General features: G+C 47.4%; 21 protein-coding genes. 9 read left to right on the forward strand and 12 right to left on the reverse strand.

The features are described 5' to 3' along the window. From ACQY6Q_RS00750 to ACQY6Q_RS00770, 5 genes are all read right to left on the reverse strand, one after another. A partial coding sequence (locus ACQY6Q_RS00750; RefSeq protein WP_427976694.1) for a type IV pilin protein occupies nt 1–339 on the reverse strand: 339 nt, incomplete at its 3' end. Between the two features lie 4 nt (nt 340–343). Beyond that, nucleotides 344–853, reverse strand: a complete 510-nt coding sequence (locus ACQY6Q_RS00755; protein WP_427976697.1) for a pilus assembly PilX family protein — start codon at nt 851–853, stop codon at nt 344–346. Continuing rightward, a complete protein-coding gene (locus tag ACQY6Q_RS00760) occupies nt 853–1623 on the reverse strand; it encodes a PilW family protein (protein WP_427976700.1) in 771 nt (256 codons plus the stop codon). The genes ACQY6Q_RS00755 and ACQY6Q_RS00760 overlap by 1 nt, the downstream gene beginning before the upstream one ends. Next, nucleotides 1611–2129 carry a type IV pilus modification protein PilV gene (gene pilV / locus ACQY6Q_RS00765; RefSeq protein WP_427976702.1) on the reverse strand — a complete coding sequence of 173 codons (519 nt, stop codon included), beginning with the start codon at nt 2127–2129 and terminating at the stop codon, nt 1611–1613. The genes ACQY6Q_RS00760 and pilV overlap by 13 nt, the downstream gene beginning before the upstream one ends. Further along, complete coding sequence (locus tag ACQY6Q_RS00770; RefSeq protein ID WP_427976705.1) at nt 2098–2631, reverse strand: GspH/FimT family pseudopilin; 534 nt, start codon at nt 2629–2631, stop codon at nt 2098–2100. Before ACQY6Q_RS00770 ends, pilV begins: the two co-directional genes overlap by 32 nt. 353 nt (nt 2632–2984) lie before the next feature. On the opposite strand from ACQY6Q_RS00770, the gene ACQY6Q_RS00775 reads away from it, so the two are divergent. Next, nucleotides 2985–3407 carry a hypothetical protein gene (locus ACQY6Q_RS00775; protein ID WP_427976707.1) on the forward strand — a complete coding sequence of 141 codons (423 nt, stop codon included), beginning with the start codon at nt 2985–2987 and terminating at the stop codon, nt 3405–3407. A gap of 17 nt (nt 3408–3424) precedes the next feature. Further along, nucleotides 3425–3799, forward strand: coding sequence for an acetyl-CoA sensor PanZ family protein (locus ACQY6Q_RS00780; RefSeq protein ID WP_427976710.1), 375 nt, complete (start codon nt 3425–3427; stop codon nt 3797–3799). A 41-nt stretch (nt 3800–3840) separates the two neighbouring features. On the opposite strand, the gene glpX is transcribed toward ACQY6Q_RS00780, so the two are convergent. Next, nucleotides 3841–4848 carry a class II fructose-bisphosphatase gene (glpX, locus tag ACQY6Q_RS00785; RefSeq protein WP_427976713.1) on the reverse strand — a complete coding sequence of 336 codons (1008 nt, stop codon included), beginning with the start codon at nt 4846–4848 and terminating at the stop codon, nt 3841–3843. Nucleotides 4849–4920: 72 nt separating this feature from the next. Beyond that, nucleotides 4921–5508 carry a DUF4202 domain-containing protein gene (locus tag ACQY6Q_RS00790; RefSeq protein WP_427976716.1) on the reverse strand — a complete coding sequence of 196 codons (588 nt, stop codon included), beginning with the start codon at nt 5506–5508 and terminating at the stop codon, nt 4921–4923. A gap of 187 nt (nt 5509–5695) precedes the next feature. Between ACQY6Q_RS00790 and ald the strand changes: the two genes are divergently transcribed. Next, nucleotides 5696–6811, forward strand: coding sequence for an alanine dehydrogenase (ald, locus tag ACQY6Q_RS00795; RefSeq protein WP_427976719.1), 1116 nt, complete (start codon nt 5696–5698; stop codon nt 6809–6811). A 58-nt stretch (nt 6812–6869) separates the two neighbouring features. Here the strand turns inward: ald and ACQY6Q_RS00800 are convergent, their stop codons facing one another. Continuing rightward, nucleotides 6870–7352, reverse strand: a complete 483-nt coding sequence (locus tag ACQY6Q_RS00800; protein ID WP_427976721.1) for a DUF4357 domain-containing protein — start codon at nt 7350–7352, stop codon at nt 6870–6872. A gap of 97 nt (nt 7353–7449) precedes the next feature. After that, nucleotides 7450–8298 (reverse strand): RNA polymerase sigma factor RpoH, encoded by an 849-nt coding sequence (rpoH, locus tag ACQY6Q_RS00805; RefSeq protein ID WP_427976724.1) that lies wholly within the window; start codon nt 8296–8298, stop codon nt 7450–7452. Nucleotides 8299–8643: 345 nt separating this feature from the next. On the opposite strand from rpoH, the gene cobA reads away from it, so the two are divergent. The 6 genes from cobA to ACQY6Q_RS00835 all read left to right on the forward strand — a co-directional run bounded on the left by cobA (nt 8644) and on the right by ACQY6Q_RS00835 (nt 17237). Next, on the forward strand, nt 8644–9492 hold the full coding sequence (cobA, locus tag ACQY6Q_RS00810; RefSeq protein WP_427976726.1) for a uroporphyrinogen-III C-methyltransferase: 849 nt from the start codon (nt 8644–8646) through the stop codon (nt 9490–9492). A 10-nt stretch (nt 9493–9502) separates the two neighbouring features. Beyond that, the gene (nirB, locus tag ACQY6Q_RS00815; protein WP_427976729.1) at nt 9503–12052 is read left to right on the forward strand and encodes a nitrite reductase large subunit NirB; all 2550 of its coding nucleotides are present in this window, start codon (nt 9503–9505) and stop codon (nt 12050–12052) included. A 14-nt stretch (nt 12053–12066) separates the two neighbouring features. Then, the gene (nirD, locus tag ACQY6Q_RS00820; RefSeq protein WP_427976732.1) at nt 12067–12408 is read left to right on the forward strand and encodes a nitrite reductase (NAD(P)H) small subunit family protein; all 342 of its coding nucleotides are present in this window, start codon (nt 12067–12069) and stop codon (nt 12406–12408) included. Between the two features lie 84 nt (nt 12409–12492). After that, nucleotides 12493–13959 carry a NarK family nitrate/nitrite MFS transporter gene (locus ACQY6Q_RS00825; RefSeq protein ID WP_427976734.1) on the forward strand — a complete coding sequence of 489 codons (1467 nt, stop codon included), beginning with the start codon at nt 12493–12495 and terminating at the stop codon, nt 13957–13959. A gap of 38 nt (nt 13960–13997) precedes the next feature. Then, entirely contained in the window at nt 13998–15797 is a 1800-nt protein-coding gene (locus ACQY6Q_RS00830) for a protein kinase domain-containing protein (RefSeq protein WP_427976736.1), read from the forward strand. 90 nt (nt 15798–15887) lie between these two features. Continuing rightward, entirely contained in the window at nt 15888–17237 is a 1350-nt protein-coding gene (locus ACQY6Q_RS00835) for an MATE family efflux transporter (protein WP_427976738.1), read from the forward strand. Nucleotides 17238–17241: 4 nt separating this feature from the next. On the opposite strand, the gene ftsX is transcribed toward ACQY6Q_RS00835, so the two are convergent. The 3 genes from ftsX to ftsY form a co-directional block, all read right to left on the reverse strand. Further along, nucleotides 17242–18201 (reverse strand): permease-like cell division protein FtsX, encoded by a 960-nt coding sequence (gene ftsX / locus ACQY6Q_RS00840; RefSeq protein WP_427976741.1) that lies wholly within the window; start codon nt 18199–18201, stop codon nt 17242–17244. Then, complete coding sequence (gene ftsE / locus ACQY6Q_RS00845; RefSeq protein WP_427976743.1) at nt 18201–18881, reverse strand: cell division ATP-binding protein FtsE; 681 nt, start codon at nt 18879–18881, stop codon at nt 18201–18203. Before ftsE ends, ftsX begins: the two co-directional genes overlap by 1 nt. 34 nt (nt 18882–18915) lie before the next feature. Further along, a partial coding sequence (ftsY, locus tag ACQY6Q_RS00850; protein WP_427976745.1) for a signal recognition particle-docking protein FtsY occupies nt 18916–19769 on the reverse strand: 854 nt, incomplete at its 5' end.

The raw sequence follows: 19769 nt of genomic DNA on the forward strand, positions 1-19769 counted from the left end.
ACCACAACTATCGCCAGCCTGTGCTCCTTTAGGACTAGCGGTAAGGGTATAAGCTGAAGCGCTCACTCCACTGGCGCTCAAAGTATAATAATCCGAGAAATCAGGCCCCGGACTATAAATCGAAACAGTCGCCCCACTCACAGCCCCACTGTATGACATATTCATGGCGTAATACGCTTCCATGGTTTGCCCCGCTTCCAGCAAGGTTCGCTTGGCTTCTTCACGACGGGTGGTTTGCACATGGCTTAAATAGCTGGGATAAGCCACCGCCGCCAAAATGGCCACAATGGCCACCACAATCATTAGCTCAATTAAGGTAAAACCTGCTTGTTTCTTCACCTTGTTACTCCATGAATGCCACATAAGATTGTAAATAGCTGACCGCACCACCCTCGCCCTCGGCCCGCGCGGTAATGCGCACAAAACGCCGCTTAGGAACCTTTAGCCCCATTACTAAGCCAGCATCAACACCGGCATCTTCAATAATGTAACGTGGCTGCCCTTGTAGGTTATTGCCCGCAGCATTCGTCACATTCACCAGTTTATTAGCCGCCACCCATTTGGCATCGTTTTGCCACCAGTTATCACTTTCAAACTGATCGGCCAATAAATTATTGGCGGTATTGGGATTTAATCGGGCAGCAGGAGCATAGGCTTCACGACGCACCACAAACTCAGCTTCGTTAATCCCCGAAGTGGCACGCACGAAACTAGTGGCATGATCTTGATAGACTGCTGAATTTTTTCTGCCACTGATCACTTGCTGCGCAATGGCTACGCCGATCAAGGCAACGATAAGCACCATCACCAAAGACATGATTAAGGCCATGCCCTGCTGTTTATTGTTTCGCACTAAGAGACTCCCCGATTCAGCAACATCACCGTTTCACTGACCGCTTGGCGCAGTTTTTTATCATTAACTGTTATATCTTCATCTAACACTGAATATTTATGATCGCGGCTTAAACTGCCCATGGCGACGTCTTGCGTAACTAACAAACCGATTTTAACTCGATTAATCTGAGTCCAATCCGTCACCTCGCTGGCTTTAAAATAACGAAAATTATTGTCAGCACTGGCATACAAAAGCTGTAAATTGTCGATATCTTGGTCAAATACCGTATCGCCACTGGGGTCGCGGCAAACTAACTGATCGCTGGCAGAGATGAAAAAGACCATAGTTAATACCGTATCGGCGGCGACTTCAGAGCCATCACAGGCATAAAGACTGGCATTTGGCGCAGCCGCACCATAAAAGCGTAGCGCTACCACATCGGTATCGGCTTTAGCGCCAGGGTAAGTCGTCTGGTTTTCCAAGCCCTGCAGCATCTGCGCCTCATCCCAAGTGAAGCCCAAGGTATCGGCCACCGGTACCACTGGTAATAAGGTATTTTGATAGAGTTGGTTATAATCGCGAAAACCTGCTTGCTGTATATACAAACGCATGGTTTGTATGCTCATGCGATTTTTATTCACCAGCAAATGGCTAGCTCGGGTCAGTTCATAACTTTTTTGGTCGCCAATAAAAGCCGCATACAATCCCGCCACCACCACCAGTGATAGCATAAGGGCAATCATCAACTCAACAAGGCCAAAACCTTGTTGGTTACTTATCTTAGCCATACCGCAACCTCACTACATTGGTGGCTAGCACCGCTGCTATCGCTAGCGCAATTCTCTACTCCCGAGCCCGATAAATTGGCATCCCAAGTCATGGTAACTGTGACCAAATTAGCATTATGGGCAATCGAAAAACGCAGCTGTGGTATGTATTCACTGTGGCTACTAAACCAATCACTAATCTCATATTGTGCTAGCTCAACTCGGCTACAGGCTTGGGTTGCACAATTTGGCACGGAGGTAAACGGAGCAGCCCCATCACTTAAATTACTCGCATCATATTCACCATCTAATGCGGCCTGCGGCATGCTGCTAAAGCGCTGCACGATGTCTAGCATCGCCACATTGGCCGTTTGGGCAAAGCGTGCCTGTTGGGCAGTATTCACCGATTGAATTTGCAGTGCGGCGTGCCCCAACAGGCCAATAGAAACAATCACTACCGCAATCAATAACTCAATCAGCGTAAAACCCTGCTGCTTATGGGCAGTAGCTATTGGATGGCGTTGCATACTCAATCCTCCCCATGCGGGTCACTGAAATTCGTTGGTCTTGGTAGTCATTGGAAGGCGCGCACACCGTTAGCACTCCAGCTAAGGCATGACCTGTAGGAAAAAAACGTAACAAAGGACTAGAGCTACCAGTGGCGCTGAAGTTGATCTTTGCGGCTTTAGATTTAGGGTAGCTAGCAATAATCTGCGAAGGGTCGCTCAAGGTAGCGTTACGGTCGTCATCACGAAATACCAACCAGCCGATATTTGCTCCCCATGCGGCTTCACAGCTGGTACCGCTGGAGGTAGGACAAACATAAGTGGATAAATTACTGCGAATGGCTTCTTGCTGAGCCACCATCAAACTATTCGCTAGCAAGTCACGTGTCACTTTCTGTTTATTGTCTTGAATAAAACCTTGTAATGAAGGCACCGCTATGACTAATACAATGACTAAAATTGCCACTGCAATCATCAACTCAATTAAAGTAAAACCCTCAACCTTAGCCGCTCGCTTAAGCACTCAAAGAACCCCATGTTATCCATAACTGAGAACGCCTAACTCGCCTGTTCTTTGAATCCAAAAAATCAAGGTTATCGGCGATAAGCTCATAACAAATCAATCAATTAGCGCGACATTGTTACAAAGCCAAACTGTATAAACAATAAGCAAACCATCAATAGTTGACAGGTATCATATTTTGTTCTACCAAAATGAAGATTTTCACTTTTGTACTACAATCATATACTTAACATCTAAGGGTGAATTAGGCACAAAATTAGTTAGCAATATCCTATTATTGAGTGATGAAAAGTATTGGTTTGCCGAGACAAAATGTGTAATCTAAATTTACCTTTTAATCAAACACTTGGTTTATGAAGCTTCAATCCGTTCCCAGCTATGTTGATGATAACTACGTCAATAATGTAGTCAGTGAGTGTATTGCATTTATCAAAGGCACTGCCCCTTGGTGGGTTAGGCAGTCGTGCTTGGATTGTCGAGAGTCACGACAATTAATTCACTTGTTTTTAGTTGCCTTTAGCACTTGGCGAAAACGCCAAACCCAACCGCACCACAAGCGAAATATCCAGCCCAATAACCTGTTTGATTTAAGCCCCTTAATTTATGATTTGAGCTATACCCTAAACCAACTAGCCAACCAAGACTTAGATTTACTCAACGAGCAACTAAAAAATTCACTAAGAGTGATCCATCAAGAGTCACGGGCATTTCTTAAGGATTGGCATAGCTTAGATATTGAACAAATCACCGAGACACCTCTTTCAGACGTCTCTTAAACTACGAGCAATAAACCATGCGTTTATCTTTTCAAGCCGCCTCAGCTTGGCCTAAGCATGCGGCCGACCTCAGTAAAATTGCACCCTCGGTGAATGAACAACAGTGGCAACAATGGCAGCAGGCAGGCCAGCTATACTACTGTGTATTCAATCAAAGGGTGGTCGCCTATTGTGTGGTAGAGAGTTACTCTCCGCAGTTAACCATTCGGCGTTTTGCAGTGAGAGACATCACCCGTCGCCGAGGAGTAGGTCTGTATATGTTTCAACAATTGCTGCAATTATCGGCGCAGCGCCAGTTAAGTCGTCTAGCCTTTCCGGCTAGCAATCAAGCCGCCACTCTGAGTTTTTACAGTCACTTAGGTTTAAATAACCAACAGGTATTTGAGCTATAAAAAAGCCAGAGCAAACTCTGGCCTTTCTCACTAGTAATGACTTATAAAATGATGGCTTTTAGCTCGTCATTCTTTCTATCTAAATAATGGGTAGATTGAATTTTACGGATGGTGCGGGTTTTACCACGAACCAACAAGGTTTCGGTGGTAGCAATATTATCCTTGCGGTTTATACCTTCCAGTAAATCGCCCTTAGTGATGCCGGTGGCCGAAAAAATAACATTATCATTCTTCGCCAATTCGTGTAGTTGCAGCACACTATTCACCTGAATGTTTTGCTCTTCACAACGACGAATTTCGTCAGCCGCTATCCGCTGGTTCTCGGCGTTATCTTCTTTCACTTGATTACGAGGAATCAACCGACCTTGCATATCGCCACCTAAGGCTCGAATCACCGCCGCAGAAATCACCCCTTCAGGAGCTCCACCAACACAATACATCATGTCAACTTCAGATAAAGGCATACAAGCGAGAACTGAAGCTGCCACATCACCATCAGGAATAGCAAATACTCGAACGCCTAGCTTTTGCATTTCAGCAATTACCGCGTCATGACGGGGTTTAGCTAACGTAATCACGGTCATATCGCGAAGATCTTTACCTAAAGCGGCAGCCGTTTGCTTAATGTTGTGCTCAAGTGACAGGTTTAGGTCAATACAGCCTTTAGCATTTGGCCCTACCACTAACTTTTCCATGTACATATCTGGAGCACGCAGGAATGCGCCTTTCTCACCCACCGCTAGCACGGCTACGGCATTGTTTTGGCCCATTGCGGTCATTCGAGTACCTTCGATGGGATCAACCGCAATATCAACGGCTTCGCCACCAGTACCCACATGCTCACCAATATATAGCATCGGCGCATCATCAATTTCGCCTTCGCCAATCACGACTTCGCCATCGATATCCATGTCATTCAGCATAATACGCATGGCTTCTACTGCTGCGTTGTCCGCTACATTTTTATCGCCACGGCCCAACCACTTATAACCGGCTAAAGCAGCGGCTTCAGTAACACGGGAAAAACGAAATGCTAGATCTCTTCTCATTAGATACGCCTAATTAACTAAAAAAACGTGGCGAATTCTAACACACTATTATGTTTTGTTCAGCTTACTCGCTTAAGCCAGGGCCTGTTCCACTAAACGCAATGCCGGTGCCGGTAATTCCAGCTCTAAAGCGGCTTTCTGCCCTTCGGCGGACATCTTTGCCCAAGTTTTTTGCACGATGCTAATCACCTTTGCTTGCTCATGTTTATTGGCGAACTCAAGAAAGTAATACTTAAGAAAAACCAAGCAAATCACATCTTCTAAGGCTTGAGTAAGCGGATTTTTTTTCAGCTTCTCTTTACGCAGCAAACTGCAAGTGGCTTCTATCTGCGCTTCATCGAGCTGGTATTTACGCATGATATCGGCGCAAAGTTCGGCATGTTTACTGCCTAAATCCTTACGCCATTTCAAATAGCCGGCGCGCCCCTCGGGATAATCCGAGCGTGGCGATAACCAACGCCCAATGTGCTGTGCCCGCGCGGCGATTTGCAGCTGAGCAGGCGGCGACAACATGAAATCATGCAGGCAATTCGACATCCGTTTCCCATACAAAAATTCTTTAGGGTGGACATTTCCCAACTCATCAAACTGTCGATTAGGGTCATTAAGGTTAAATTGGTCGATATCGTTTAAAACCTGATTCAGAATATTTTGCTGCATGATTTGCGCTTTTCCCATAACTTTGTTTTAACTCTTAACAAGAGCACAACATATCCTACCGAAACGCCAAAAACAACACAGACTCTTACACTAAAAAACTATTGCACTCTCAGTTAATTTGACTATACATTAAACTTAAGAGCGGCATATATGACCAACACATATAGTATAAAAGGAGTTAATCGCTATGTTGATCGGTGTACCAAAGGAAATAAAAAATCACGAATACCGTGTAGGAATGACCCCCGCCAGTGTCAATGAACTCGTACAACTTGGCCATAAAGTCATGGTTGAAACCCAAGCGGGTGCCGGCATTGGCTTTAGTGACCAAGACTATCAAGCCGTTGGCGCAAGCATTGCCAGTAACGCAGACGAGGTATTTGCCAGCGCAGATATGATCGTAAAAGTGAAAGAACCTCAAGCGGCAGAGCGCGCCATGCTGCGTGAAGACCAACTACTGTTTACCTACCTCCACCTAGCTCCCGACCCAGAACAAACCCAAGACTTACTCAAGTCTGGCGCAGTATGTGTGGCCTATGAAACCGTCACTAGCCCACGCGGTGGCTTACCCTTGTTAGCCCCAATGTCGGAAGTGGCCGGTCGAATGGCAATTCAAGCTGGTGCATTAGCGCTTGAGAAATCCAAAGGTGGTCGGGGCTTATTATTAGGTGGAGTACCGGGGGTAGAGCCCGCTAAAGTGACCATTGTTGGTGGCGGCATGGTAGGTCGCAACGCTGCGCAAATGGCTGTAGGCATGGGCGCCGATGTGGTGATTCTAGACCGCAATATCGATGTATTACGTAGCATCGATGCCGAGTTCCACGGCCAGTTAAAAACCGTTTATTCAACCGCTAGCAGTATCGAACAGCACGTTCTCGATGCCGACCTAGTGATTGGAGGGGTACTGTTACCCGGTGCCGCAGCCCCCAAACTGATCACCAAAGAAATGGTTAAAAAAATGAAGAGCGGCAGTGCCATCGTTGACGTTGCTATCGACCAAGGCGGCTGTGCTGAAACCTCGAAGGCCACCACTCACCAAGATCCGATTTACATTGTGGATGATGTGGTTCACTACTGCGTGGCCAACATGCCCGGTGGGGTCGCGCGCACTTCAACTATGGCACTAAACAACGCCACTCTGCCTTACATCATTACCTTAGCCAATAAAGGTTATAAGCAGGCCTTGTTAGACGATGAGCACCTACGCAATGGCTTAAATGTCATGCATGGCCAGTTAACTCGTCCTGAAGTGGCTGAAGCCTTGGGCCTTGAAGCAGTTGATCCAATGAGCTTATTGGCTTAAGTGGAAGCTAACAGCAAAAAAGAGCGCCAAGCGCTCTTTTTTTATTTGCATGCTAAGGCTAGCGCTTTTTGCCGTAACCTCTATCTTTCAAGCTTCTGCCCCATTTATCCAACCAAGCATCTAAACCACTGCGTGCATTACCGGCAATTAAGCAGGCAGCAGAGCTGGGGCTAGAAAACTGATAGTCACGCATAAATTCATACTCATTGCCCTGGCGGCACAATACATGCTCTGCTAATAGCTGTTCACGAAGCGCGAGCACCGCAGGACGTAACGATTCTGCGCCGCCACCATTAGCGGTTGAGCCTTTTACCACCATAAAACCCGGCTTATTTTTAGCGCCAGTGGGGTAGCCATGAGCCACCGCTTGTTTCACGCTAAAAGTGTATTCGGCAGAAATGCTTTGTGAGCCGCTTTCGAGCACTAATTCACGCAAGGATAACAATTGCTGATAGAGCTCTATAGGCAGAATAGCAGCGGTTTTATGTCCGTCACCATCAATGACAAAGTTAACTTTAGAGAGTTCGAAAGGACCGTCCATGTCAGACCACAAGTTACTAAGTTTGTGCAAATTTAACACAAGCAAGAGGCAAATTTGAATATAAAAAAACCTCGCTAGGCGAGGTTTTTAAGATGTTTTATTCCATGGCTGCTTTTAGCTTCTTCATGGCATTTTTTTCTAACTGCCTGATGCGTTCCGCAGACACTTGATAATGATCGGCCAACTCTTGCAAGGTGGCTTTATCTTCATCCAACCAGCGACGTTGCACAATATAGGCATTACGCTCGTCTAAAGTAGCCAGTGCTGCGCGTAAACGATTAGCAGCCGCCACTTCCCAGTTTTCTTTTTCAACATACTGAGCGACATCAGAAGACTTATCTTCTAAGTACTGGATTGGCGCAAAGCTGCCTTCGCGCTCGTCGTCATCAGAAGCCAGATCAAAAGCTTGATCCTGAGCACTCATACGTGATTCCATTTCCATCACGTCTTTAGTGCTTACGCCAAGATTCTCTGCCACCATATTGACTTCGTCTTGACTAAACCAGCCCAAACGCTTTTTCGACTTACGCAAATTAAAGAACAATTTACGTTGTGCTTTAGTGGTAGCAATTTTCACCATGCGCCAGTTACGTAATACGTATTCGTGGATCTCAGCTTTGATCCAATGCACAGCAAAAGAAACCAAACGCACACCCACATTTGGGTCGAAGCGTTTAACGGCTTTCATCAAGCCAACATTGCCTTCTTGAATTAAATCGGCCTGAGGTAAGCCATAACCGGCATAGTTTTTCGCCACGTGCACAACGAAACGCAGATGTGACATAACGAGTTCACGAGCTGCAGTTAAGTCACCTTCGTCGTGTAAACGAGTGGCAAGCTCTTTCTCACGCTCAGGGGTGAGCATCTCAACCCGATTAACTGATTGAATATAGGCTTCAATGCTCCCTTGCGGGACTAACGCCATAGATGCATTTACTTGATCCATATCAACCTCTAAAAATAACCTAGTCGCTGAGTCTAGCATAGCCAATGGCCAAGATCTAACCCCTATATCGCTGATAGTAAGCCATCCAAGCTAGTTCACAGCAACCCTTATATATGAACCCATAAACCAAATATAGTTCACAGTTTTTAGCACATTCAAGGTGCGTGTTTTTACCAAACAGGTGCAACTTAACCCTTTAGGAGTAACAGAGCGCGGTTCACTTAAAAACCAACAAAAATTTCTAAGCCATTGATAAAAAATGATTTAAATCAAGTTTATCGAGTTTTTCGGCTACTGGCACCATGATTGCGTGAGACTTGGCATAAGTTACTGCGAGAGTTTCAAATGAGCATACAAAGAATTAGCCAAGCACCGCAAAAGCCTAGCATACAGCCTACAAATGCTGCGGTGGTGGATCTAGTAGGTGCTGGCCCTGGTGACCCAGAACTCCTCACCTTAAAAGCACTGCGCAGCATCGAACAGGCTGATTTAGTGCTATACGACCGCTTGGTGAGCCAAGAGATCTTGGCCTTGATCCCAGCGGGAACTAAGTCGATTTATGTCGGTAAAGCCAAGGCTAATCACTGTATTCCACAACAGCAACTCAACTTATTCATGGTAGATAAGGCCAAACAAGGTTTACGTATCTGCCGCCTTAAAGGCGGAGACCCTTTTGTATTTGGCCGCGGTAGTGAAGAGTTACAGGTGCTGCATCAACATAATGTACCGGCTCGTGTGATTCCCGGTATTACCGCAGCTTCAGGCTGTACCAGCTACGCAGGGATCCCCCTCACCCACCGAGGACTCGCTACCGGCTGCAGCTTTATCACCGGACATAAACAAGACGGCAAACTCGATATTGATTGGGCTCAGTTAGCACAACTCGACCATACCTTGGTGTTTTACATGGGCTTAAGCAGTTTGCCGGAGATTAGCCAGCAACTTCAACATTTTGGAAAGAATGGCCATACCCCAGCCGCACTCATTGAGAATGGTTGCCACAGCCAACAACGCGTGGTGAGTGGCCAGCTACACCAGTTACCTACGCTCGCCAGTGAGCATCAATTACAGTCCCCTACATTAATTGTAATTGGTGAAGTGGTCTCACTGCGCGAGCAACTCGACTGGTTAAGCAACTTAGCTCACCAGCAGGATCAAATTGAATTAGAAAATAGTGCCGCGTTAAGCGCATAGGAGAGAGTACATGGAACGTATTATTGTTATCGGCAACGGCATGGTAGGCCACCATTTTATTGAGCAACTAATACAGCAAGATAAGTTAAGCCAAGTGCAAGTTACCACCTTCAGTGAAGAATCTCGTTTAGCCTACGACCGAGTGCAACTCTCTAGCTACTTTTCGGGAAAAAGTGCCGAAGACTTGATGATGACCTCACCGGAGTATTACGACGAACACGGTGTGCAGTATTTTGTTAATGACAAGGTAGTAGAGATCCTCACTCAAGAAAAACTGATCGTGACTGCAAGTGGACGACGTGAGCATTACGACAAACTAGTATTGGCCACCGGTTCCTATCCCTTTGTGCCCCCCATCCCACGCCCAGATGACCAAAGTGCTCAAGAAAATATTCTGGTTTATCGGACCATTGAAGACTTAGAAGCTATGACCAAGTCTGCTGAAAATTCCAAAATCGGCGTCGTTGTGGGTGGAGGTTTACTTGGTCTAGAAGCCGCTAAAGCGCTGAAAGATTTAGGCATGCAAACCCATGTGGTGGAATTTGCCCCGCGTTTAATGGCGGTACAAGTCTGTGATGGCGGCGGAGCAATCCTTCGCACCAAGATTGAAGAGCTAGGGGTACAGGTACATACCGAAAAAAATACCCAAGAAATTGTGGCCGGAGAAACCACTCGCTACCGCATGAACTTCGCCGACGGCAGCTGCTTAGATACCGATATGATTTTGTTCTCTGCCGGCATTCGACCGCAGGATCAACTCGCCAGAGAAACCGGTCTGGAGCTGGGCCCTAGAGGAGGCATCGTCATCAATGATCAGTGCCAAACCTCTGATCCCGACATCTATGCGATTGGTGAATGTGCACTATGGCAGGGCAAAATCTTCGGCTTGGTGGCACCGGGTTATAGCATGGCCAAGGTCGCGGTAGACCACATCGCCGGTGAACAAAGCAAACTCTTCACCGGCGCCGACATGAGCACCAAACTCAAGCTGATGGGCGTAGACGTAGCCAGTATTGGTGATGCCCATGCCAGCAGCGAAGGGGCATTAAGTTACAGTTTGAGCGACGAAGCGCGTCAGGTATACAAAAAAGTGGTGACCAACGCCGCCGGTGACCGTTTGCTCGGTGCAGTACTAGTGGGTGATGCCGAGGATTACGGCGCTTGGCTACAGCTGTTCTTAAATGACATGCCACTGCCGGTGGCCCCGGAATACTTATTAGTCCCCTCTAGTGAAGAGGGCGCGGCTAGCGCCATGGGAGTGGATGCGCTTCCCGACAGTGCACAAATCTGTTCTTGTTATGACGTGACCAAAGGGCAAATTTGCCAAGCAGTGCGTGACGGAGCTACCAGCATGGCCGATATTAAAGCCACCACTGGTGCCGCCACGGGTTGTGGTGGTTGTAGCGCCCTCGCAGTGCAGGTAATGAATGCCGAGTTAGCCAACCTCGGGGTTGAAGTCAGCAATGATATCTGTGAGCACTTCGCCTATTCTCGCGCCGAACTCGCCGACATCGTGCGGGTGAAGAAAATCAAAACCTTTGCGCAGCTCATTAAAGAACACGGAAAGGGGCACGGCTGCGAAATTTGTAAGCCCGCTATTGGCTCTATTCTAGCTACCTTCTGGAATGACTACATTCTTAAAGATGAGCATATCGCCCTGCAAGATACCAACGATATCTTCCTAGGAAACATGCAAAAAGACGGCACTTACTCGGTAGTACCACGGATTGCCGGAGGCGAAATTACCCCTGACAAACTGATTGTATTAGGCCAAGTAGCAAAAGAGTTCGATCTCTACACCAAAATTACCGGTGGTCAGCGGGTTGACCTATTTGGCGCCCAGCTACACGAACTACCACAAATATGGGCCAAGTTAATTGATGCCGGCTTTGAAACCGGACATGCCTATGGCAAATCCTTACGTACCGTTAAATCCTGCGTGGGCTCCACTTGGTGTCGCTATGGTGTACAAGACAGCGTAGGCATGGCCATTCTCTTAGAAAATCGTTACAAGGGGCTACGAGCTCCACACAAAATTAAGTTTGGTGTGTCAGGGTGTACTCGTGAGTGCGCTGAAGCACAGAGTAAAGATATTGGTGTTATTGCAACAGAGGGCGGTTGGGGTCTGTATGTTTGTGGTAACGGTGGTATGCGCCCTCGACACGCCGATTTATTCGCTACCGACTTGGACGACGTCACCCTAATGCGCTACATCGACCGAGTATTAATGTTCTATGTGCGCACAGCCGACCGCTTACAACGCACCTCGGTGTGGTTAGAAAATCTAGAAGGCGGTTTAGCCTACCTTAAACAGGTGGTGATTGAAGACAAACTGGGGATCTGCGAAGAACTCGAGGCCGGCATGAATCACGTGGTTGAAAGCTATCAATGTGAATGGAAAGCCACCATTAACGACCAAAAGAAACTACAGCGCTTCCGCCAGTTTATTAATGCTGCCGAACCAGACAGCAACCTTCAGTACGTTCGAGAGCGAGGCCAGCGCCGTCCCGCCACCGAAGAAGAACGTATTAACAGCATTGAAATCGTAGCAGCTCGCTAACAAGGAGAGTGATGATGAGTGAACTAGCAACTGAAACCTGGACCGAAGTCTGTCGCAAATCGCAGCTTAGCCCTGGCACCGGCGTCTGCGCCTTAGTCAAAGGCCAACAAATTGCCATTTTTTGGGAAGGCCTAAGTGATCAGATCTTTGCCTTAAGTAACTATTGCCCCTTTGGCAAAGTCAACATGTTATCACGCGGCATCATTGGTGATTACCAAGGCGAGTTAATGGTCGCCTCACCGCTTTACAAGCAGCGTTTTAGCCTCGCCACCGGACGCTGCCTTGATGACGAGAGCGTCAGCATTCCTACCTATAAGGTAAAAGTAGAAGGTGACAGCATCAAAGTCGCCGCTTAGCGCTAATTTCCACCAATAATAACAAACTGACCACGTCGGCTTTCGGCGTGGTCTACACCTCTTTACTGTTTTTGAGACATCATTATGAGTGCAGAACGCTTTAACTTATTTTCCTTTAGCGGGAAAATGAAGATACTCCACATGAGCTGGATGGCTTTTTTCATCACCTTTTTGGTCTGGTTCAACCATGCGCCATTAATGGCCAGCATAGCGAATAGCCTAGGCTTAACACCCAGCCAAATAAAAACCTTATTGATACTCAATGTGGCTTTAACCATTCCAGCCCGAATTGTAATTGGCATGTTCACCGATAGGTTTGGCCCTCGCCTTACTTATTCATGTTTGCTGGCTGTTTGCTCCCTCCCCTGTTTCATGTTCGCTTTTGCCAATAGTTTTGAGCAGGCGGCAATAGCACGCTTTCTACTAGGCTTTATTGGCGCGGGTTTCGTCATCGGCATTCGTATGGTATCGGAATGGTTTCCCGCCAAAGAGCTTGGCACGGCAGAAGGTATTTATGGCGGCTGGGGCAACTTTGGTAGCGCCGCTGCCGCCATGTTACTGCCCAGCCTTGCATTGATCTTTGGTGGCGAAGATGGCTGGCGCTATGCGGTTGCCGCAACGGGCGTACTCAGCCTGCTATTTAGTATTATTTACTACAAAAACAGCAGCGATACGCCTAAGGGTTCTACCTATTTTAAACCCAAAAATGTCGGAGCAATGGAAGTCACCAGCAAAGCCGATTTGGCGTTATTGCTCATCATGAAACTGCCGATGTACGCGACCTTGGCCTTGTTAGCCTGGAAACTTTCTCCAGCTGGGGTGAAAATGCTTAGCCAAGAGCTGGTTTACTCCTGTTACCTTGCTTTGATTGCCCTTTACGCTTTGGATTTTTGGAAAACTTATCAAGTTAATAAAAACCTGTTTGTAAAGCCGGTCGCTGACATCGAAAAGTACAAATTTAAACAAGTTGCGGTACTCAACGTCTTGTACTTTGCCACGTTTGGCTCAGAACTCGCTGTAGTGTCAATGCTGCCGCTATTTTTTAGTGAGGTATTTAAACTCGACATGGTGTATGCCGGTTTGCTCGCTTCGGCTTACGCATTTATGAACCTAGCTTCGCGCCCTGGTGGCGGCTGGATTTCCGACCGTTTTGGTCGCAAAAAAACCTTGTTAATACTCACCGCAGGGCTTGCCTTGGGTTACTTTGGCATGGGTCAGATTGACGGTACTTGGCCACTGTTTTTGGCGGTAGCAATGGCCATGGCCTGCTCCTTTTTTGTACAAGCAGGTGAAGGCGCGGTGTTTGCGGCCGTGCCGCTAATCAAACGTCGTTTAACCGGACAAATTGCCGGGATGACAGGGGCATACGGAAACGTTGGTGCGGTCTTTTACCTCACCGTACTCAGTCTAGTCAGCTACCAAAGCTTTTTTTATGTGATTGGCGCAACAGCCATACTTGGCTTTGTTACCCTACTGTTACTAGAAGAGCCTAAAGGAAGCATCGCTGAAGTGGGCCCTGATGGCGAAGTTACGCTAATCAGTGTTAGCTAACTAACTCAGCTTGAACCCAGTTTAAGGAAAGAAACCGAGTGTTAGAACCAGCAACATCCGCCGCAATTGCGACGGATAGCAAGCAAGTTAGCCACAGCGAAAAAGCACCCTCTGTCGCTAGCAGCAAATTGGAGGCGTCCTTTGGGGGCGCCTCCATTTGTGGTCCCAAAGCAGAAAATCAAGACGCTTGTGTTGCCAAAGTGCCAACATCTTGGGCTCGTTATTACAAGGGGATTGTGGCGGTATTAGCCGATGGTTTGAGCAGTGCCGAGCACGCTAAAATGGCCGCCCATATCTCTGTAACTCAATTCGTAGAGGACTATTACGCCACACCAGAGAGTTGGTCTGTCAATAAATCGGCAGCTCAAGTCGCTAAGTCCTTGAACAACTGGTTATTTCAACAAGGCCAGCAAACTGGATCCTATGCCTGCACCTTGTCAGCTTTAATTGTTAAATCTCGGCAAGCTCACTTATTCCATGTTGGTGATAGTCGAATTTACCGCTTACGCGGCAATACTCTGCGCCAGCTCACTCGCGATCATGTGCAAATTCGCGGTAACCAAAAAAACCACCTCACCCGAGCGATGGGAGTCGATTCCAGCCTAGAGCTCGACTATTCAAGCTGTGACATTGAACCAGGGGATTTGTATCTACTTAGTAGTGATGGCCTACACGACGCCCTCAGCGAGCAACAGTTAAAAACCCTGTTACAAGGCAACTTTACTAGCTTAGAGCAGCAAGCCCAGACCATGGTTAAGGCTGCCGAGCTAGCGGGAAGCGACGATAACATCAGCGCCATGTTAGTTAGCATTGATAATGTAGCGCTAGCCGAGTTAGATGAAAGCCGTGCCCAGTTACTCAATTTGCCCATTCCCCCGGTCATGTCGGTGGGTAATAAGATTGACCATTATCGGGTTTGTGAAGTTATTCATAGTAGTCCGCGCAGCCATGTCTACTTAGTGGAAGAACTGAATCAACTTGCTCAACAACAAGGCCGGGTCAAAATCCTTAAAGCGCCAGATGCCAACATGGCAGATGACCAAGATTATATGACCGGTTTCGCCCGAGAAGAATGGGTGGGTCGAGTCGTGAATAGTCCTTATATCATGCGAACCTTTGAGCCTCAGCAGCATCGTCGTTTTCGCTACATAGTTGCAGAATATGTTCCGGGTATTACCCTACGCCAATGGATGGAGCAGCACCCCCATCCTCCACTAACTCAGGTATTAAGGCTGCTACAAAAGCTGGCCAAAGCCCTACGCACCTTGCGCCGTTACGAAATGGTACACCGAGATCTAAAACCGGAAAACATCATTATCAGCGCCAATGAACAGCTAAAACTGGTGGATTTTGGAACCGTACTGTCAGCCGAACAACTGGAGCAAAGCCAAACCAATACGGCTCCCGTTGGCTCCGTGCAATATATCGCACCCGAGTACCTACTGGGTGAAACCGGTCATCACCGCAGCGACATATTTTCCTTTGCCGTTATCGCCTATGAAATGTTATCTGGGAAGTTGCCTTTTAAGCAGGCCAACCGCCAACAAATAGCTCGACGCCATTATGCTGATTGGCATTACCAAACCATTCAACAGTTTCGCAACGATTTACCAGACTGGTTAGACGCAGCTCTAGAGCATGGCTGCCAAGCCAAGCCACAACAGCGCTATCAAAGCCTATCGGAGCTGCTGCATGATATGCAACATGCCAATCCAAAACTACGCCTAAACCACCAAGGCAAACCTTTAATTGAGCGCAACCCAGTACGTTTTTGGCAGTCAAGCTGCGTAATATTGTTGTTAATAATACTGTGGCTGAGTTATCGACAATTTAGCTAATTTTCATTAATTAAAAACCAACTTACGTAAAAGCCTGCTCCCTCCTAAGTGCCTACTATAAGCGCACTTTTCTGCTAGTTTGTGGTTAGCATGTCGTCAACCCCCAAAAGTAAAACCTTAGAAAAAGGCCTGTTCGGTATGGCCTTACCGATATTTGGTGAATTCGCTTTAAACATGTCGGTGCCGGTGCTAGACGCCTTATTTCTTAGTCAGGTGTCTGATCAAGCCGCCGCATCGGTGGGTGCAGTGATGCCGTGGTTTTCTATGGCCATTGTTTTTTTTGCCGCCACCGGCATTGCCGGAGCGAGTCTCGCCTCGCAATACATGGGCAAACAAAATTACTCACGCGCCAACCTGATACTGGCCGGTTTAGTCATATTAAGCCTAATTACCGGGCTACTTTGTGGGCTATTTTTTCTTAGCCAAGCCGGCAATATTGGTCGCTGGATGAGCCTGCCCAGCAACATGCATGCAATGGCGACTGAATATCTGGTTATAGCCGGCTCCGCCATTGGCTTCATGGGCTTAAGAATGACCCTCGCCAATATCTGCAACAGCTACGGACAGTCGCATTGGAATACCATATCGGCGGCAGTGATGTTAGTTAGCAATGTCATCGGTAATGGCGTATTGGTGCTGGGCTGGTTTGGCGTAACACCACTGGGAGTTACCGGCGTAGCCATCGCGAGCCTAATTGCTTGGGTACTAAGCTTAAGCTTTAATTTATTAGTCGTAATACTACTGATAAAAGTACGTTTGCCATTGCTAGAGGCAATCAAACAGCCGAGCAAAACCTTAACGCCCATCCTTAAAATTGCCGTGCCTTCAGCCCTCGAACCCTTTTCTTATCAGAGCTTTGTCATGGTGATGAATCTAATGATAGTGCAGTTGGGTGAGGCGGCCATCACCATTCGTATTTATGCCTTAAATATTTACGTTTATTGCACCATGTTATTGATTGCCTTAGGGGTGGCCAATACCATGCTAGTTACCCAATTGGCCGGGGCGGGCAAATTTGAAGAATGCCATCAACAGATGCGCCAAGGGCTGCGATGGGGCTTAAGTGCAGTAGCAGTAGTAGCTAGCCTCATTTATCTATTTCACCAACCGCTATTGGGGATCTTCACCGACAACCCTGAAGTACTGGGTTTGGGGGTAATAGTGTGTCTGATTCACAGCATCAACGAGCCCTGCCGGGCAGTCAACATTATTAGCGGTAATGTATTACGTGGCTGCGGTGATGCCATTTATGTTACTGGCAACGCCATTGCCGTAACTTGGCTATTTTCGGTACCCTTGGCTTACTTATTGGGCATTTACTGGGGGCTGGGTCTTTACGCTATTTTATTAGCAGGGGTGCTGGATGAATTCATTCGCAGCCAAATTAACTGGCGTCGCTGGAAGAGTGGAGCCTGGAAGCGAAAACTCGCTCCCGACTAAATCACTAACTGGGTTCAATTTCTTTGATATGGCGATGCACCGAAAACCAAGAGGCAATTAAGCCCAGTAAGGTGGCAAATAGCATCAGCAAACCAAATTCACGGAAATCCAAGCCAGATAGGTAAATATCCTGCTGATACAACAAGCCCACTTGTTGTAAGGCATATTCAGTCCAGATCAGCAGGATGTTGCCCAATACCCAGGCCATTAGCCCGCCAACAATACCAAACCAAAAACCGGTATAAAGAAACGGCCGCTGAATAAAAGCATCGGTAGCGCCAACCAACTTCATCACTTCAATTTCATTACGGCGGTTAAGAATGTTTAAACGCAGAGTATTACTAATGATTAAGACTACCGCGCTCAACAATAGCAAAATCAGCAACCATGCAGCCTGCTGAAACATCGACACCATGGTATCTAAGCGCTCTAGCCATTCTATGTCTAAACGGCCTTCATCCACTAAACTGTGCTGCTGCAAACTTTCCAGCAGAATTTTAGCCGCGCCGGCACTGTTAAAGTCGGCGCTGGGTTGTACTAATAATACATCGGGTAAGGGATTCTCTGGCAATAAGGTGAGTACATCTTCAAAGCCGCTGGTTTGTTGAAACTCTTCCAAACCTTGTTGCTTGGTCACTAGCTCTACACTGGCTACCTGCTCCATACTAGCAATATTTTGCTGCAAGGCATCACGCTGCTGCGGACTAATGTCTTGACGAAGGAACAGGCTGATTTGGCTATCACTCTTCCAATAATTGGTGAGCTGTTGAATATTTTTTGTCGCCAAATAGAAGCTCGACGGCAAGGCTAAACATACACCAATTACCGCTATGGTTAATAGGGAGCTCGCTGGCGTGCGCCATAACTCGCCAAGGCTGGCAATACACTGCTGTAGATGGCGCACCCAAAACATCATGAAACGCACCGAAAAACTCACCTTCACTTGCGGCTTTGCTCCCACCATTATCGCGCCTCCTGAGCCTGAACTGCGCTGTCTAACAGCTGGCCGTTGCTTAATACCAAGCGTTGATAATGCATTTTGGCTATCAGACTCAAGTCGTGGCTGGCAATGAGCACCGCCACTCCGACCCGGTTAAACTCTTCAAACAAACGAAAGATTTCTAACGACAAGGCCGGGTCAAGATTACCGGTGGGCTCGTCGGCAATCAAAATAGAGGGTTTATTCACCACCGCTCGAGCAATACCCACCCGCTGCTGTTCACCGCCAGAGAGGCTCACTGGGGTACATTTGGCTTTGTCGAGCAAACCCACCTTATCTAAGGCTGCAGCCACTCGACGTTTAATGTTGTGCATGCTGTAACCTTCAATCACCAAGGGCAGCGCTACGTTATCAAATACCGTACGATCCATGAGCAATTTGTGGTCTTGAAAGATCACGCCCATTTGGCGGCGTAAGTAAGGTATTTTGCGATGGCTAATTCGGCTGATGTCGTCCCCATTCACCCATACCTTGCCATCACTAGGGCGTTCCATAGCAGTAATCAGTTTAAGCAAGGTACTCTTGCCAGCGCCAGAATGGCCGGTTAAAAATGCCATTTTTCCATGGGCAAGTTGAAACGACACTTTTTGTAAGGCGCGTTGGCTACCAGGATACACCTTACTCACTTGTTCAAAACGGATCATTCATCGACCTTTTCTGGCTAGTGCATTTACTTAATTACGCTTCGTCACTCTCTTCCTGACTGAATAAGGCATCAACGAAGGCCTGAGCTTCAAACTCTCGTAGGTCGTCAATTCCCTCACCCACACCAATATAACGGATCGGCAAGGCAAACTTATCGGCCAGAGCAAAAATCACCCCACCCTTAGCTGTACCATCGAGCTTGGTGAGAGTTAAGCCACTTAGCCCCACCGCCTGATTAAACAAGTTTGCCTGACTAATCGCATTTTGGCCGGTGCTAGCGTCAATGGTTAACATGACTTCATGGGGAGCAGCATCGTCCAACTTCTTCATTACTCGAACAATTTTCTTTAGCTCTTCCATTAAGTGCGCTTTATTCTGCAAGCGTCCAGCGGTGTCGGCAATCAATACATCGATATTTCGTGACTTAGCAGCTTGAAAAGCATCAAAAATTACCGAGGCACTATCGGCCCCGGTATGCTGTGCAATCACCGGGATTTGGTTACGCTCACCCCATACCTGCAATTGTTCAACCGCCGCGGCTCTAAAGGTATCTCCCGCCGCTAACATCACCGACTTGCCTTGGCTTTGGTATTGCTTGGCCAGCTTACCAATGGTGGTGGTTTTACCCACACCATTTACGCCAACCATTAGAATAACAAACGGCCCTTCACTGCGGCTAACATCCAAGGGTGCCTCAACCTGTTTAAGTAGGGCGCCCATGTCTAACTTAAGCTGCTGATAGAGTGCTTCACCGTCTTTGAGCTCACTGCGTTTCACATGACTACTTAACTGCTCGATAATTTTTAGCGTGGTATCCACCCCAACATCGGCCACTAGCAGTTGTTCTTCTAACTCTTCAAAAAGCTCATCGTCGATCTTGCGCCCCT

Origin of the sequence: Agarivorans sp., from assembly GCF_050295395.1 — a bacterium.
Taxonomy (GTDB): Bacteria; Pseudomonadota; Gammaproteobacteria; order Enterobacterales; family Celerinatantimonadaceae; genus Agarivorans.

Bases quoted from the DNA above. Each gene is read 5' to 3' on its own strand.
- ACQY6Q_RS00835 (WP_427976738.1), top strand. From the start codon at position 15,888: ATGTCGTCAACCCCCAAAAGTAAAACCTTAGAAAAAGGCCTGTTCGGT.
- ACQY6Q_RS00825 (WP_427976734.1), top strand. From the start codon at position 12,493: ATGAGTGCAGAACGCTTTAACTTATTTTCCTTTAGCGGGAAAATGAAG.
- pilV (WP_427976702.1), bottom strand. From the start codon at position 2,129: ATGCAACGCCATCCAATAGCTACTGCCCATAAGCAGCAGGGTTTTACG.
- ACQY6Q_RS00775 (WP_427976707.1), top strand. From the start codon at position 2,985: ATGAAGCTTCAATCCGTTCCCAGCTATGTTGATGATAACTACGTCAAT.
- nirD (WP_427976732.1), top strand. From the start codon at position 12,067: ATGAGTGAACTAGCAACTGAAACCTGGACCGAAGTCTGTCGCAAATCG.
- ftsE (WP_427976743.1), bottom strand. From the start codon at position 18,881: ATGATCCGTTTTGAACAAGTGAGTAAGGTGTATCCTGGTAGCCAACGC.
- nirB (WP_427976729.1), top strand. From the start codon at position 9,503: ATGGAACGTATTATTGTTATCGGCAACGGCATGGTAGGCCACCATTTT.
- rpoH (WP_427976724.1), bottom strand. From the start codon at position 8,298: ATGGATCAAGTAAATGCATCTATGGCGTTAGTCCCGCAAGGGAGCATT.
- ACQY6Q_RS00800 (WP_427976721.1), bottom strand. From the start codon at position 7,352: ATGGACGGTCCTTTCGAACTCTCTAAAGTTAACTTTGTCATTGATGGT.
- ald (WP_427976719.1), top strand. From the start codon at position 5,696: ATGTTGATCGGTGTACCAAAGGAAATAAAAAATCACGAATACCGTGTA.
- ACQY6Q_RS00780 (WP_427976710.1), top strand. From the start codon at position 3,425: ATGCGTTTATCTTTTCAAGCCGCCTCAGCTTGGCCTAAGCATGCGGCC.
- ACQY6Q_RS00760 (WP_427976700.1), bottom strand. From the start codon at position 1,623: ATGGCTAAGATAAGTAACCAACAAGGTTTTGGCCTTGTTGAGTTGATG.
- cobA (WP_427976726.1), top strand. From the start codon at position 8,644: ATGAGCATACAAAGAATTAGCCAAGCACCGCAAAAGCCTAGCATACAG.
- ACQY6Q_RS00790 (WP_427976716.1), bottom strand. From the start codon at position 5,508: ATGCAGCAAAATATTCTGAATCAGGTTTTAAACGATATCGACCAATTT.
- glpX (WP_427976713.1), bottom strand. From the start codon at position 4,848: ATGAGAAGAGATCTAGCATTTCGTTTTTCCCGTGTTACTGAAGCCGCT.
- ftsX (WP_427976741.1), bottom strand. From the start codon at position 18,201: ATGGTGGGAGCAAAGCCGCAAGTGAAGGTGAGTTTTTCGGTGCGTTTC.